This is a genomic window from Kitasatospora sp. NPDC101157 (assembly GCF_044768255.1).
Classification (GTDB): Bacteria; Actinomycetota; Actinomycetes; order Streptomycetales; family Streptomycetaceae; genus Kitasatospora.
Genome location: NZ_JBIWPL010000005.1, coordinates 238,342 through 251,555, shown reverse-complemented (window position 1 = coordinate 251,555; position 13,214 = coordinate 238,342). Strand labels below are relative to the sequence as shown.

General features: G+C 72.7%; 15 protein-coding genes and 1 pseudogene. 8 read left to right on the top strand and 8 right to left on the bottom strand.

Features of this window, described 5'->3' with window-relative positions:
• Nucleotides 1-11 precede the first annotated feature (11 nt).
• Together ACIRVF_RS13670 and ACIRVF_RS13665 are read right to left on the bottom strand one after the other, a co-directional pair.
• A complete protein-coding gene (locus ACIRVF_RS13670; RefSeq protein WP_402816461.1) occupies nt 12-200 on the bottom strand; it encodes a hypothetical protein in 189 nt (62 codons plus the stop codon).
• Nucleotides 197-640, bottom strand: a complete 444-nt coding sequence (locus ACIRVF_RS13665) for an ATP-binding protein (protein ID WP_402816460.1) — start codon at nt 638-640, stop codon at nt 197-199. Before ACIRVF_RS13665 ends, ACIRVF_RS13670 begins: the two co-directional genes overlap by 4 nt.
• 179 nt (nt 641-819) lie before the next feature.
• Here ACIRVF_RS13665 and ACIRVF_RS13660 point away from each other — a divergent pair, with 179 nt between their 5' ends.
• The 5 genes from ACIRVF_RS13660 (at nt 820) to ACIRVF_RS13640 (ending at nt 4,433) form a co-directional block, all read left to right on the top strand.
• The gene (locus ACIRVF_RS13660; protein WP_402816459.1) at nt 820-1,680 is read left to right on the top strand and encodes a helix-turn-helix domain-containing protein; all 861 of its coding nucleotides are present in this window, start codon (nt 820-822) and stop codon (nt 1,678-1,680) included.
• Nucleotides 1,677-1,910 carry a DUF397 domain-containing protein gene (locus ACIRVF_RS13655; RefSeq protein ID WP_402816458.1) on the top strand — a complete coding sequence of 78 codons (234 nt, stop codon included), beginning with the start codon at nt 1,677-1,679 and terminating at the stop codon, nt 1,908-1,910. The genes ACIRVF_RS13660 and ACIRVF_RS13655 overlap by 4 nt, the downstream gene beginning before the upstream one ends.
• A gap of 162 nt (nt 1,911-2,072) precedes the next feature.
• Nucleotides 2,073-2,558, top strand: coding sequence for a hypothetical protein (locus ACIRVF_RS13650; RefSeq protein WP_402816457.1), 486 nt, complete (start codon nt 2,073-2,075; stop codon nt 2,556-2,558).
• A gap of 169 nt (nt 2,559-2,727) precedes the next feature.
• A complete protein-coding gene (locus tag ACIRVF_RS13645; RefSeq protein ID WP_402816456.1) occupies nt 2,728-3,870 on the top strand; it encodes a serine hydrolase domain-containing protein in 1,143 nt (380 codons plus the stop codon).
• Nucleotides 3,867-4,433, top strand: a complete 567-nt coding sequence (locus ACIRVF_RS13640; RefSeq protein ID WP_402816455.1) for a hypothetical protein — start codon at nt 3,867-3,869, stop codon at nt 4,431-4,433. The genes ACIRVF_RS13645 and ACIRVF_RS13640 overlap by 4 nt, the downstream gene beginning before the upstream one ends.
• A gap of 55 nt (nt 4,434-4,488) precedes the next feature.
• Here the strand turns inward: ACIRVF_RS13640 and ACIRVF_RS13635 are convergent, their stop codons facing one another.
• A complete protein-coding gene (locus tag ACIRVF_RS13635) occupies nt 4,489-5,886 on the bottom strand; it encodes an alpha/beta fold hydrolase (protein WP_402816454.1) in 1,398 nt (465 codons plus the stop codon).
• 173 nt (nt 5,887-6,059) lie between these two features.
• Here ACIRVF_RS13635 and ACIRVF_RS13630 point away from each other — a divergent pair, with 173 nt between their 5' ends.
• Nucleotides 6,060-7,049 carry a helix-turn-helix domain-containing protein gene (locus ACIRVF_RS13630; protein ID WP_402816453.1) on the top strand — a complete coding sequence of 330 codons (990 nt, stop codon included), beginning with the start codon at nt 6,060-6,062 and terminating at the stop codon, nt 7,047-7,049.
• A 97-nt stretch (nt 7,050-7,146) separates the two neighbouring features.
• On the opposite strand, the gene ACIRVF_RS13625 is transcribed toward ACIRVF_RS13630, so the two are convergent.
• From ACIRVF_RS13625 to ACIRVF_RS13605, 5 genes are all read right to left on the bottom strand, one after another.
• Nucleotides 7,147-7,956 carry an alpha/beta fold hydrolase gene (locus ACIRVF_RS13625; RefSeq protein WP_402816452.1) on the bottom strand — a complete coding sequence of 270 codons (810 nt, stop codon included), beginning with the start codon at nt 7,954-7,956 and terminating at the stop codon, nt 7,147-7,149.
• Between the two features lie 95 nt (nt 7,957-8,051).
• Nucleotides 8,052-9,551, bottom strand: a complete 1,500-nt coding sequence (locus ACIRVF_RS13620; protein ID WP_402816451.1) for a PQQ-binding-like beta-propeller repeat protein — start codon at nt 9,549-9,551, stop codon at nt 8,052-8,054.
• 194 nt (nt 9,552-9,745) lie between these two features.
• Nucleotides 9,746-10,075: a hypothetical protein gene (locus tag ACIRVF_RS13615; protein WP_402816450.1), complete on the bottom strand. Its 330-nt coding sequence runs from the start codon at nt 10,073-10,075 to the stop codon at nt 9,746-9,748.
• A 23-nt stretch (nt 10,076-10,098) separates the two neighbouring features.
• Entirely contained in the window at nt 10,099-10,929 is an 831-nt protein-coding gene (locus ACIRVF_RS13610) for a DUF6215 domain-containing protein (RefSeq protein WP_402816449.1), read from the bottom strand.
• A 98-nt stretch (nt 10,930-11,027) separates the two neighbouring features.
• Nucleotides 11,028-11,408 carry a VOC family protein gene (locus ACIRVF_RS13605; RefSeq protein ID WP_402816448.1) on the bottom strand — a complete coding sequence of 127 codons (381 nt, stop codon included), beginning with the start codon at nt 11,406-11,408 and terminating at the stop codon, nt 11,028-11,030.
• Between the two features lie 149 nt (nt 11,409-11,557).
• Between ACIRVF_RS13605 and ACIRVF_RS13600 the strand changes: the two genes are divergently transcribed.
• Nucleotides 11,558-11,899 (top strand): ArsR/SmtB family transcription factor, encoded by a 342-nt coding sequence (locus ACIRVF_RS13600; RefSeq protein ID WP_402816447.1) that lies wholly within the window; start codon nt 11,558-11,560, stop codon nt 11,897-11,899.
• A 564-nt stretch (nt 11,900-12,463) separates the two neighbouring features.
• A pseudogene (locus ACIRVF_RS13595) lies at nt 12,464-13,073 on the top strand (helix-turn-helix domain-containing protein); the annotation flags it as partial.
• Nucleotides 13,074-13,214: the final 141 nt, after the last annotated feature.

Sequence of the window (13,214 nt, the reverse complement as noted above, 5' to 3'; positions counted from 1 at the left end):
ATCCCCTCGGATCAATCGTCGTCATCGGTGGGGCCGTTGTGGCGGCTGAAGCCGGTCATCAGGGCGGCGGCCAGGGTGCTCCACCAGACGACATCGGCGGTGGCCGGCTCGCGCGGGGGGACGAGACCCGAGGCGAACCAGGCGAATGCGAGGCCGGCGACGGTGATCGCAGCCGTGGGGGCGAGCTTGATGGGGATCAACTCCCGGGCGGGAAAAGGTCGTCGGCGGGTTCGAGCAGGACGCGGGCCCAGACTCGCTTTCCCGCGCCACGACGGGCGATGACGCCGAAGTCGAAGGCGAGTCGGCGGACGAGTTCGATGCCCCGGCCGCCCTCGCCGAACCGGCGCGGGCGGGGCCGGCCGACCCGGAGGTCACCGCGCGGGTCCCAGACTTCGAGGCGGCAGTCGCCGTCGAACTCCTGGAGAAAGACGCGGATTTCGCCGTTCCCCTGGCAGGCGTGCACGACGGCGTTGGTGACGAGCTCGGAGGCGATGAGTTCGAGGTCGTCGACGGGGTCGCCGGTCCAGCCCCAGGAGGTCAGCTGCTCGCGGATCAGGCGGCGGGCGGTACGGACCGAGGTCGAGTGCTCGGTGAGGGCGGTCTCCCAGGTTCGGAGGACCGGGTTACGCAAGGTGGACATGAGTCACCCCACACCTTCAGTGGCGTGTTCGTGCGGTCACGTTGAGTGTGGGGGATCAAAAATCGAATTTGCAACCCGAACGACGACAAGCAGAAAATAAATTAGTTGATCTTGAGGACCGGCTTGAGCCTCCGCAGCGCGAGCAGGGAGACTGAACGCGGACCATTGGGAGGGACGTGTTGAGCAAGGACCCGTCAGCGATCAGGCAGATCCGCCTCGGAGACGAGCTACGAGCGTGGCGAACGGAGAACAACAAGACGCTTGCCGAGGTGACCGCCGGCCTGAAGGGCTGGAACCCGGCTCGGCTCAGCAAGATCGAGCGCGCGCTGCTACCGGTGACCGCCGCCGAACTGGCCATATTCCTGGACCACTGCGGGGTCACGGGGCCGGAGAGAGCCGAGATCGAGGCCTTCGCCACTGACAGCCCTTCACGGCACTGGTGGCAGGATCACGAGTTCGCCGACACGATCAGCTCTGCGTTCGCCGAGTACCTGAGCCTGGAATCCGACGCGACTCAGATGCTCGACTACTACTTGGCAGCCTTCCCTGGCCTCTTGCAGACCGAGGACTACGCCCGCGAGATCATTGCCACTGGTCTCGACGGTCTCAGCGAAGACCAGACCGAGGCTGCTGCCGAGATCCGTATCCTGCGCCAACACCGCCTCACTCATGCCCCGCTTCTCCAGCTCGACGCCTACTTCGGCGAGGTCACCCTGCTGGTCGGCGGCGACGAAGAAGTCCTCGCTGGTCAGCTCCGGCACGTCATCAAGGTGGCCCAGTACCCGAACGTCACGGTTCGCATGGTTCCGCTGAGCGCCGGACGGCCTGGGATTCTGGCGTCTGGCCTGACACTTCTCCGGTTCCCAGGAGAGCCGGGTGAGGGCTTCTCATTCGTCGAAGCGGTCGGCGGTATGCTCCCGCGTAAATCGGGACGCGAGGTCCGGCGCGCCGAGCGCGCCTTCGCCCGACTGAAGCGGTGCGCCCTTTCACCGGACGCCACCCTTGCCGCCCTTGAACGCAAGTTGGAAGAGATCACGTGAGCGAGCAGCACGACCCCTACGACCACGACCCCACCGTCGCCGCCTGGGTCAAGTCCCCCTTCTCGGGCGAGTCCAATGGCAACTGCGTGATCGTCGCTCGCTTCGACAACGGTGACGTCTGGGTGGGCGACGACAAGGACCCCAACCGCCCCCACCTCGCCTTCGACCAGGCCGAATGGACCGCCTTCGTCCGGGCCATCGAAGCCCGCGACCCCCGCTTCACCGCCTGACCAACACCGCCACCACACCGGAGGGGGGGGGGGGGCCCGCCCCCCCCCCCCCCCGCGGCGCCCCCCCCCCCGGGTGGCCCCCCCCCCCCCCAAACCCCCGCCCCCCCCCCCCCCCCGCCCCGCGCCCCGCCCGGTGGATCACCACCGACCGAAGGAGCGGACATGACCACCCACCCCCGCGCCGTCGCCCTGGCCGCCGGTCTCGCCCTGCCCTACATCGCGCTGAAGTCCTACTGGGCGGCAGGCGGCCGGGCGGGGATGGCCGACGGCTTCGACATGGCGGACGAGTTCCGGCACAACGGCGCGCCCACCGCCCTCATCTGGCTGGAGCGGCACGGCATCGACTTCACCGCCGTCCTGGCCGTGACCGGCGTGGCGCTGGCCCTGTTCCTCGCCCACCGCCCGCCGGCCCGCCCCCTCCCCCGTCGCCTGCTGCTCACCCCCGCCCGGGCGGGCATTCTGCTGATCCCCTACGGCCTGCTCACCGCCCTGTTCGGGGCGCTCGGCAGCGGTTCCGACCCCGCCCCGTTGACCGGTTGGGTGGCCCCGGCCGGTGCGGCGGCCTTCGTCGGCATCGGCAGCGCCCTCGCGCTCGCCGCCTGGCCGCACCGCCGTGTCCCCGTGTCCGCCGTGTCCGCGGAACCGTGACGGCCGGTTAGCGTGCCGGCGCGACGCTGCGGCCGTCACACCGGCCCCACCTGTCCCGGACCAGCCAAAACCCTTCGTCAGGGCCGCCCGGACCCCGTACCGTGGTCCGGTCGATGATCTTGGCGGACGCCGTGCGCGGACGCCGTGCGAGCAGAACGGGGCAGCACCCATGCAGCAGTACCAGGGCTGGGCCGACGACCGCTACGGCGCCGTCGCGGACGCCTTCGCCGGCAACTTCGCCGACTTCCCCGAACTCGGCGCCGCCGTCACGGTGTTCGTCGACGGCCGCAAGGTGGTCGAGCTGTGGGGCGGCACCGCCGACCAGCGCACCGGCCGGGCCTGGACCCAGGACACCCTGGTGCCGGTGTTCTCCTGCGCCAAGGGCGCGGTCAGCATCAGCGCCCTGCTGCTCGCCCAGCGCGGCCTGCTCGACCTGGACGCCCCGATCGCCCGCTACTGGCCCGAGTTCGCCCGCAACGGCAAGCAGGCCGTCACCACCCGGATGATCCTCGGCCACCGGGCCGGTCTCCCGGCCCTGGACGCGGTGCTCTCCTTCGAGGAGATCGCCGCCTGGCAGCCGGTGGTCCGCGCGATCGAGGAGCAGCAGCCGCTCTGGGAGCCCGGGACGACCTACGAGTACCACGGCCATGTGCTCGGCTTCGCGGTCGGCGAGGTGATCCGCCGGATCACCGGCCTGACTCCGGGCGCGTTCCTGCGCAAGGAGATCGCCGAGCCGCTCGGCCTGCCGCTGTGGATCGGCCTGCCGGAGAGCGAACTCCCGCAGCTGGCCCGGCTGGTGGAGGCCGAGGGCCGCCGCCCGATGCCCGGGCCGGAGCACCTGCTCACCCGGATCGTCACCATGAACGGCGCCCTGGTCTTCCCCGGCCTGGACGTGCCGCACGGCTGGAACGACCCGGCCCTGCACGCGATCGAGCTGCCCGGCGCGGGCGCCGTCGCCTCCGCCACCGGACTGGCCGGCCTCTACGCGGCCGCGGCCACCGGCCTGGACGGCAGGCCCAGCCTGCTCTCGCACGACACCGTGACCGACGCGGTACGCGAACTCTCCGCCGGCCAGGGCTTCCTGGGCTTCGACATGGGCGCCCGCTGGGGTTCCGGCCTGCTGCTGGACTCCCCCCGGTTCCGCCCGCTGCTCGGCGCGCGCAGCTTCGGCAACGACGGCGCCGGGGGCCAGTTCGCCTTCGGGGACGACGAGTTCGGCGTCGGGTTCGCGTACGTGGGGAACCGGATGATCGGGCACGGCGACGCCCGCGCCAACCGGCTGATCGAGGCGGTGCGCGGGTGCCTGGGGTGACGGACCCGACGGACTTCCTGGCCCGGCTCACCGAGTTCTTCGCCACCGGCTCCCTCGGTGAACTGCGCTACGGCGCCGCCCTGCCGGAACTCGCCGCCCACTACGGCGATCCGTGGGACGGCGGCCGCATCCACCGCCAGAACCGCTGGCCGCACGCCTTCGGCTTCGGCGACGTGCTGACGGTGTTCTGCCGCTGCCGACAGCTCCGTTCGGTGTCCCTGCCGACCTGGCAGGGCGAACTCGAACTTCCCGCTCCGGACGGCGGGTTGAGGACGTACCGGACCAGGGTCGCCGAGTCCGAGCTGACCGCCGCGCTCCTCGCGGCCGGCTGCACCTGGCAGACGGTGACGTACGAGAACCTCCCCGGCCAACGGACCCTGGAGTTCTCGCCCGCCGAGGACGTCTGGGTGGCTCTGATCCTCACCGACCGCGAGGACAGGGACGATCCGCAGCTGGCGGACTGGATGCTGTACAAGGCGATGATGTGGGGCTACGACCACGTCGACTGCCCGGGGCCGGACCCGGCTCTGCCCGACGACGGCTGGGGGGCCGCCGAATCGTGAGGAGGCGGTGGGCCGTTCCGTCCCCTGTGCGGAACGGCCCACCACCTCCTCCGCATCACTTGAGCAGGAAGTCGTAGACCGCCTGCCGCCCGGCCGGGTCGGCCGCCCGGGTCTGCACGGAGTGCGCCGCGCCCGGGACGATCACGATCTGCGGGTCGTGGGTGAGCGCCGCCTGCTGGTACAGCCACTCGTACGGGGTGGAAAGGTCCCGGTCCCCGCCGAGCAGCAGCACCGGCACGTTGGGCAGCTTGCGGTGCGCCGGCGGCAGCGGCGGCACCTGCTCGCGCGGCCAGTCCTGGCAGACCAGCAGACTGCCCAGCCCGGTCGCGGTCGCCGCGTCGTACGGCCAGGTCTGCTCGGCGGTCAGGTCCTGCCGGGTGCGCTCCAGCGCGTCCGCCCGGCCCTCGACCGGAGTGTCCGAGGAGCCCCACGGGTAGCGCCCGTCGGCGCACAGGGTGGCGGCGTGCAGGCCCTGGCTGAGCGCCTCGGCCGGGGCCGCGTCGTCCTTGTGCACCTGGTCGATGAAGGCCTGGAGCTTCTCCGGGTGTCCGCCGGCGGCTTCGTGCAGGGCTTCCGGCACCCCGCCGTAGTTGGGGTCGGCGAACTCGTAGCTGGTGAGCGCGTCCAGGATCTGCGCCCCGTTGCCGTACGTGCGGACGGTCGCGGCCAGGTCCTCGGCCGGGTCGGTGGTGCAGCCGGTGGCCCGGCAGGCGGTGCGCAGCACCCGGGCGGTGGCGGGCAGTGCGACCAGGTCCATCGGGTCGTAACCACCCTGCGGCACCACGGAGTCGAGCACCAGCCGGGCCACGTGCGCGGGCCGGGCGAGGGCGTAGCGCTCGGCGACGAAGGTGCCGTACGAGACGCCGTCGAGGGTCAGCCGGTGGTCGCCGAGGGCCTGGCGCAGCAGGTCGATGTCGGCGACGGTGTCCGCGGTGCTGTAGAAGCGGGCGTTCGGGCCGAGCGCGGCGGCGCAGTCGGCGATCGACTGCTTGCGCGGCACGGCGAGGTCGGAGGAGCCCATGTCCTCCTGGAGGCCGGGGCACTGCAGGGCGCGCTCGCCGGTGCCGCGCTGGTCGTACATCACCAGCCGGTAGTCCTTCAGGAGCGGTTCGATCTTGCTCGCGATCCGGCGCATCAGCGGCACGCCGGGCTGACCGGGGCCGCCGGTGAGGAACAGCAGGTCGCCCTTGGGGGCGTCGGCGTTGCCGGTCATCGCCACGTCGAGCTGGAGGTTGCCGGGGGTGCGGCCGCTGTGGTCGAGCGGCACGGTGATGGTTCCGCAGGTGAATTCGGGCGCTCCCTGGCAGGGGGCCTGGCCGGTGATCCCGCCGCCCTGCCGGTGCGCGTCGGCCGTCCGGTCCGTCGCCGCGGCGGCGGGGGTGGCCAGGGTGGTGCCGGCGACCACCGCGACGGCGCCCAGCAGGGCGGCGATGCGGCCGCGCGTGCTCGTCATGTTCGTCCTTCCGCTCGCGCCGCGTCCGTGCTGACGCGGTCACGGGAATCAGCTTGGGCGGGGGCGACTTCGAACGCGAGCATTCGTGTCAGGATTCGACCAGGGTCGAAGGGTCACGGTCCGAAAGGCCGACAAAACCGACTCGTTCGAACGGTCCGGGAGGGGACGACGGCATGATCCGGCTCACCATCGATTCGGCCGGGCTCGCCCGCACCCGCTTCGCGGTGTCACCACTGCACGAGGCGGTCAACACCCTGATGGCCTCCGGGCTCAACTCCCGTACCGGCCCGTACGCCTGGGTGAGCCGCACCCGCCGGGTGCTGCGCCGGGAGAAGCTGGAGCTGCTGTCGGGGCTGGCGCTGGAGCAGGACGGCGGCTACATCCCCGACTTCCTCTCCCCCCACCCCACCGGCCCCGAGCCGACGGTGGCGGAGCAGTTGGAGGCCGTCCGCCGCACCGACCCGGACCGGGTCCGGGCGGAGCTGGAGACTGTCCGGCGCGGGATCGCCGCCGCCAACCTGGTGGGCCGTCCGGTGCCGGACGCGGTACTGCGCGGCCTGGAGCGCGGCCCGCGCCACTTCGCCGAGCGGATCGCCGACGAGCTCGGCCGGTACTGGGAGCTGGCGCTCGCGCCGTACTGGCCGGACGCCCGGGCGGTGCTGGACGCCGAGATCGACCAGCGGGGCCGCTTCCTCGCCCGGCACGGTTCCGGCGCGCTGTTCAACTCCCTCGCGCCACAGCTCTCCTGGTCGGACGGGCTGATCCGGCTGGAGAGCCGCTTCGAGGTGGCGCTGCCCGCCCGGATGGTTCTGCTGATGCCGACGCTGGTGAGCCGCCGGATCCACGTCATCCTGGATCCGGTCGACGGCTGCCACCGCCCGCCGACACTGATGTACCCGATCGCGCCGCCAGCGGCCGTCCCGCAGACGCCCGCTCCCGCGCTGGCCCAGCTGCTCGGACCGACCCGGGCGGACCTGCTGGCCGCACTGGTCGATCCGGCGACGACCGCCGCGCTGGCCGCCCGGCACTACCTGAGTGCGGGGACGGTCTCGTACCACCTGGGGGTGTTGCACCGCTCGGGCCTGGTGAGCCGGGTGCGCAACGGGCGGGAGGTGCTGTACCGGCGGACGCCGCGCGGGGAGGAGCTGCTGGCGGGTCGATAGGGGTGGCGTGGCGGCAGGCGCGTGCACCGGAGGATGCCCCCCGAACCGGCGCGTGCCCCCGTTCTCGCAACCCTCAGACTCGCCCCTCAGGCTCGGTTCACCTTAAGGCGCGCGGGAGGACCACCCGCACCCACTCCTCCGGCTGCGACAGGTGCGGAGCGTGACCGGCACCCCTGTACACGTGCCGCTCCGCCTTCGGCAGGGCCAGGTCGATCAGGTCCAGCACCGCACCGAACATCGGCACGCTGTCGTCGCTCTGGGTCAGCAGCGCGGGCTCGGTGAACCGGGTCAGCCCGGTGAGGTCGAGGTCCAGCGCGTCGGGGTCGCGGAGCTCGTCCAGGTAGGTGGGCGCGTTGCGGATGTAGGTGTGCCGGACCGGCGCCGGCAGCTGTTCCCAGGCGCCCGGGCCGAAGGCCAGGCTGTCCACGTACAGTTCGGCGGCCGCGGCGGACTCGGCCTGCTCCAGCAGCTCCCGGACGGCGGCGATCCGGTCGGCGAAAGCGGTGCCGACCGGCCGCAGGTCCGGGTCGGTGAGCAGGACGCCGCTGCCCGGAGGCTCGTGCACCGCGATGCCGCGCAGCAGGTCGGGCCGGGCAGCGGCGAGCCGGAGGGTGATCAGGCCGCCGTAGGAGTCCCCGTAGACGAAGGCCGGTGCGAGTCCGAGCCCCTGGATCAGACCGGCCAGGTCGGCCGCGTCCTCGTACACGGAACCCTGGGTGAGCAGGTCCTCACTGCGGCTGTGGCCCCGGCGGTCGTACGCGACGGCGGTGGTGGACTCGGCCAGGCCGGGCAGCACCCGGGCCCAGGAGTCCGCGTCGCTCCACGAACCGTGCACCAGGACGACACCGGGGCCCTCACCTCGGGCCTCGTAGTGCAGTGAGACCCCGTTCACCCTGATTTCGGCCATCACGAGCCTCCCGGCCTCGGCGGTGCTCCCCCACCAGCCTGACACACCCGCCTGGAACGCTCAGCCCGCGCCGTACGCCGCCCGCGGCGGCCCGCTCAGCTCATCCCCCGGACCGGCGGCTCGTCCCTGGTCCCGTCCTCCGCGACCACCGTGAACCGCTCCCGGCCCGCCACCGCGAGATCCACCGGATACAGCGAGGCCGTGTCGTTGACGTCCAGCTCGCGGCTGCGGCGGCCGGTCGCCGCGTCGACCCGGGTCAGCTTGTCGCGGGTCATCGCCCACACCGAGCCGCCGTCCACCAGCACGCCCGTCACCTGGTCGTCCAGGCCGGCCGTCCACTGCTTGCTGCCGTCCGCCAGGGAGTACGCGACCAGCCGTCCGGTGGCCGTGCGGCCCGGGTGGGTGCCGCCGCCGATGCTGACGTCGCCGGGCTTCTCGCCCGGGACGATGAACAGGTCGTCGACCACCACGCCGCCGAACAGCGGCCGGGCGGTGAACTCGTCGAAGGCGTGCACCCCGCCGAGCATCACGTCCAGGTCGTACTCGTCGCCGGAGACCGGGATCGCGGCGCGCTGCTTCCCGGCCCGGTCGTAGCTGAGCACCGCGTGGGTGCCGTGCTCGGCCTGGGCGTCGACCCAGACCGCGAGCGGGTCGACCGACACCACCATGAGGTTCTTGATCCCGCCCTCCACCGGCAGGTCGACCCGCGCCCGGCTCTTTCCGTCCACCGGTGCCAGCGACCGCAGGACCGCCGCGCCGTCACCGCACTGCGCGGCCGTCACCACGTCCTGCTCCCCGCCCGCTACCTCCAGCGGCGTGCACCCGGCGTCGGGCGCGCTGCGCCACAGCTCCCGGCCGTCCGTCAGGCGTACCGCCCGCCAGCCGTCGGTGCCCTGCAGCACGGCCTGGGTGCCCACCGCCGCGACGAGGTCCGAGTCCGCGGAGTCCCCGTCCCGGGCCGGGGCCTGCACGGTGTCGGTCCAACCCTCCTTGCCGTCGGCGAGGTCGAGCGCCGTCACCGCCGTGCAGGGCCTGCCGTGCGGCGAGTGGCCGACCAGTCCGACGCCACCCGCCCCGATCCCCCGGCTCATCGTGCACACGGAGTCCTCGCCCGGCGGCTTCCACTGCCAGGCCACCGACCCGCCGCCGCTGCGGTAGGCCACCACCTGGTCGGGGCGGACCCGCACCACCAGGCCCCCGCTGGTCCAGCTGCCGACCGCGCGGACGCTGGAGGGGTGGTCCAGCGGGGCCTTCCAGGAGTCGTTGAGGCCGTCGCCCGCGAAGCACAGGAAGATCCCCAGCCCCAGGACGGTACCGACGGCCGCCGCGGGGAGCCCGCGCCGTGGGTGGATCAGCGCCCAGACGAAGCCCGCGCCGCAGGGCAGCAGCCCGAGGATGCTGATGGCGCCCAGGTAGCCGAGGCTGTCGCCGCCGAACCCGTTCGCCGGCCCGAGCACCACCGCCATTCCCATGCTCGCGAACATGGCCCCCAGCACGCCGCCGGAGACCACCATCCAGGCTCCCCTGTTCCTGGCGAGCCTGGCGCGCCACTTCATCCGTGCCCGGACGACACTGTCCTCGGGCCGCTCGGCCATGCCGGTCTCTCCCCTGCGAAGCGTCGCCCCCGCAGTAGGGCGACGATCATCGGATCGTCGCAGAGCAGAGCAAGATCCTAAACAAAGAGCAGGGAAAACCCCGCCGCACCCTGGACATGGGAGGCCTTGACCGGCCCGTTCATTAGGAATCGCGGCCCCGACCATCGGTCACCGATCGCGGTCCTGCCCGTTCGTCACGAATCCCGGCCCTGCCGGCCGCGCAGCCGGCGCGGGGCGACCGTACGGGCGAACAGCCCGTCCACGACCACCACCCGGGCCCCGCCGAGCGCGGCATCGACGTCGTCCGTGAGCCGACCGGCGTCCATCGATCGCGGATCGCCCACGTCCAGGCGCGGCACCCCGGCCTCGTCCGGCACCCACACGCCGCCCAGCTCGGGCTCGGCGTAGTAGTAGTCGTCGCCGTGCAGCACCCGCACCCGGCCGCCCGGTCCGGCGGCTGCGGCCAGGGCGGCGGCCAGTGTCGTCTTGCCCGCACCGGCGCCTCCGGTGAGCGTCAGCAGCATGTGCGCCCCCTCGCCTCCGCCGGTCAGCCGGTCGGAGTTCCGGCGGCCGGAGTTCCGGCGGCCGGAGTTCCGCCGGTCGCCGCTCCGCCCGCCCAGCCCTGCAGGCCCGGCAGCACCGCTTCGGCCACCCGGTAGAGGGTCGCGTCGTCGATCGACCCGGAGTCCTTGCGCCAGATGCTGACCTCGAAGGTGCCCCCGGTCCCGTCCGGGTTCTTCGCCACGGCGAGGCAGTGGGCGGCGGAGCCGGTGCCGGAGGTGGACTTCCCGCCGCCGAGCGGGATCGAGAACAACATCGTGGGTGACCGGTGGACCAGCGCCTGGTGGCCGAGCACGGGCGTGCGCGCGATCGTCGGGTCGCCGGGCGTGGCGAAGCCCTCCACGTCGACGTCCCCATGGTCGGCGAGCTCGACGTACAGCTCCCTGAACTGCACCTCCGCCGAACCGTAGTTCTCCTTGGTCAGGCCCGGTCCGAGGGCCGCCGACAGCCCGGGCTGTGCCACCAGCACCCGCTCCTCCGGCACCCCCACGAGCACCGGCAGGTCGGGCCGGTTGAGCGCGGCGCACAGCGTCGGGTACTTCGGCGAGTCCTTCTCCGTCGCGGCGGTGCACTTCGCCGGCTCGACGCCGTCGCGCTCCCTCTTGGCCAGGACCCAGAGCCCGGCGAACAGCACCCCCACCAGCGCGACCGCCGCCGCCACCTGGAGCCCCACCCGCGGCCCGGCTCCGCCACCGCCGGACTCGGCGACCGGCTCCGCACCCTCGGTGTTCCCGGACCCCTCGGTGATTCCGGACCCCTCGGTGATTCCGGGCCCCTCGGCGCCGGTCTCCACCGTTCCCCCACGATCATCAGTCACCGGCGGACCCTACCCCGGCCCGCGCCCCACCCGCAGCCCCATTTCCCGGGCATCCGAGGCCGGTTCCGACCTCCCGCCCCGATTCACCTCATGGCCGGTCAATTCGCGGCGACTGCCCGGTCCTTGCCGAACTCGACGTACTCGAACACCGCCCCGCCCGGGTGCCGGGCGGTGGCATTGCGCCCGGTCGGCACCTGGTTGGGGCCGTCCAGCAACTCTCCGCCCTGCTCCCGAAGCAGCTCCCCGAGGCCGTCCAGGTTCTCGACCAGCAGGGTGGCCTGCACCCGGCGGAAGGGTGCCAGCGTCTCCTCCGTGCCCGCCACGACCAGCAGGCCGCCGATCCGGGCGACCTCCACGCCGGCGTACGGGAAGCGCAACCCCGGCTCCTCACCGGTGAGTTCGCGCAGTGTGGGCAGGGCGGCGTCCAGGTCGTCCACGTACACCCGGGCCAGCGCCGTCAGCACCTTCATCGTTCCCATCGCCCCATCGCCCCATCGCCCCCTAGCCTCGATCGCCTCGATCGCTCGGCAATCAAGATCATTTCGACTTTCCCGAACTGTCGAAACGAGATACTAGACTGCCGCAGGGCCCCCCACCAGAGCCCGCCAGCGCCCGACCGAGGAACCCGATGCGGACCCTGCCCCAGCCCCACCCCGAGGACTTCGACCTCGCCGCCGTCCTGCACGCCCTCGGCGACCCGGTCCGCCTCGAACTCGTGCGCCGCCTCGCCAAGGAGGGCGAAACCACCTGCAGTCCCGAGGGCATCACCGTCCCGCGCTCGACCCTCTCGAACCACTGGCGGATCCTCCGCGAGGCGGGCGTCGTCGCCGTCCGCACCAGCGGCAAGGCCCGCCTGGTCACCCTCCGCCGGAACGACCTCGACGCCCGTCTCCCCGGCCTGCTCACCGCCGTCCTGGACGAGCTGTCCGCCGAGCGCAACGGGCGTCCAACTCCCCTGCCCACGGCGTAGGTTGACACGAGCCGGGCTACGGGCACGAGTCCCGGCACCGCCGAATCCCCCAAGGGCGCGGCCCGGTTCGCCGGCACCTGGCCGACGGACCACCTCCGCCTCCCAGGGTCATCGACCGGTCCGACCGGTCCGACCGGTCCGACCGGACAGCCGGGACACTGACCACCGCGCACTGGAACGCAGTCGTCCACCGGGACGTCGAACCCGCCCACGTGCTGGTCCAGTCCCGCGGAACCGTCGCGGTAGTCGATTTCCGCATCGCGCGCACCGGCGACGACGACGGCGTCCCCACCAACGTGATCGTCTCGGCACTCACGCCTGCCCGGCCCCGAACGCTTCGAAGGCCGCACCCTGGACACCCGCTCCGATCTCTACGCCTTCGGCCGCCGCCTGCTGCATGAGCTGATCACCGGCCAAGCGCGTTCCGTCGCAGGCCGTTCGAGCCGATCCTCCGGGACGGCGAAGTCCGGTCGGTCGGCCAGAGGACCAGCGTCCTCGACGCTGCCACCGAGGACGGCTCGTAGGTCCTGGTCCGCCGCCAGGAGGCGGACGAGCCGTATTGACATTGCCGCCGAGACGGGCATCTCCCGGGCCACCGCCCACAAGTGTGCGCGGCGCTGGCGGACCGAGGGCGAAACAGACCTGCTGCACCGCCCCAGCCGCCCGCGCACAACCCCGCACCGCACCGCGGCCGCCGTCGAGGCCCGGGTCTGCGAGCTACGGCGGCACCGCGAGCTCGGACCCGCGCGGATCGGCCCGATCCCTCGACATCCCGGCCTCGACGGTGCACCGGATCCTGACCAGGCACGGCCTGAACCGCCTGGCCTGGCTCGACCGGCCCACCGGCGAACCGATAGGCCGTTACGAGCGGCAACGCCCGGGCGAACTCGTTCACGTCGACATCAAGAAGCTCGGCAGCCTCCCCACCGGCGGCGACTGGCGCACGGTCGGCCGGGAGGCCGGCGACCGCAACCGCGCCCGCGCCCGCGCCCGTGACCGTGACCGCCACCACAACCGCAACCACACCCACCAAGCCACCACCACCACCGAATGACGCAGGAGCTGCAAGCCGGTGACCGGCTACAGCTAGGTCCACTCGGCCGTCGACGACCACTCCCGCCTGGCCTGCAGCGAGGTCCTCGCCACCGAGCGCCAGGACATCGCGGCCGCGTTCTGACAGCCGGCCCAGGTGTTCTCCGCCGACCACGGCATCACCGTCGAAGGCGGCTCGACGCGACTGGCCCAAAGCCGCGCGCGACGATGGTGCAACTGGTGCCGGTGCATGCCGAATTGACATGCACCGCAGGTGACCGCC

Excerpts from the sequence above, each read along its gene's own strand:
- ACIRVF_RS13630 (WP_402816453.1), top strand. The coding sequence starts at position 6,060 with ATGATCCGGCTCACCATCGATTCGGCCGGGCTCGCCCGCACCCGCTTC.
- ACIRVF_RS13645 (WP_402816456.1), top strand. The coding sequence starts at position 2,728 with ATGCAGCAGTACCAGGGCTGGGCCGACGACCGCTACGGCGCCGTCGCG.
- ACIRVF_RS13605 (WP_402816448.1), bottom strand. The coding sequence starts at position 11,408 with ATGGGAACGATGAAGGTGCTGACGGCGCTGGCCCGGGTGTACGTGGAC.
- ACIRVF_RS13665 (WP_402816460.1), bottom strand. The coding sequence starts at position 640 with ATGTCCACCTTGCGTAACCCGGTCCTCCGAACCTGGGAGACCGCCCTC.
- ACIRVF_RS13615 (WP_402816450.1), bottom strand. The coding sequence starts at position 10,075 with ATGCTGCTGACGCTCACCGGAGGCGCCGGTGCGGGCAAGACGACACTG.
- ACIRVF_RS13635 (WP_402816454.1), bottom strand. The coding sequence starts at position 5,886 with ATGACGAGCACGCGCGGCCGCATCGCCGCCCTGCTGGGCGCCGTCGCG.
- ACIRVF_RS13650 (WP_402816457.1), top strand. The coding sequence starts at position 2,073 with ATGACCACCCACCCCCGCGCCGTCGCCCTGGCCGCCGGTCTCGCCCTG.
- ACIRVF_RS13600 (WP_402816447.1), top strand. The coding sequence starts at position 11,558 with ATGCGGACCCTGCCCCAGCCCCACCCCGAGGACTTCGACCTCGCCGCC.
- ACIRVF_RS13620 (WP_402816451.1), bottom strand. The coding sequence starts at position 9,551 with ATGGCCGAGCGGCCCGAGGACAGTGTCGTCCGGGCACGGATGAAGTGG.
- ACIRVF_RS13625 (WP_402816452.1), bottom strand. The coding sequence starts at position 7,956 with ATGGCCGAAATCAGGGTGAACGGGGTCTCACTGCACTACGAGGCCCGA.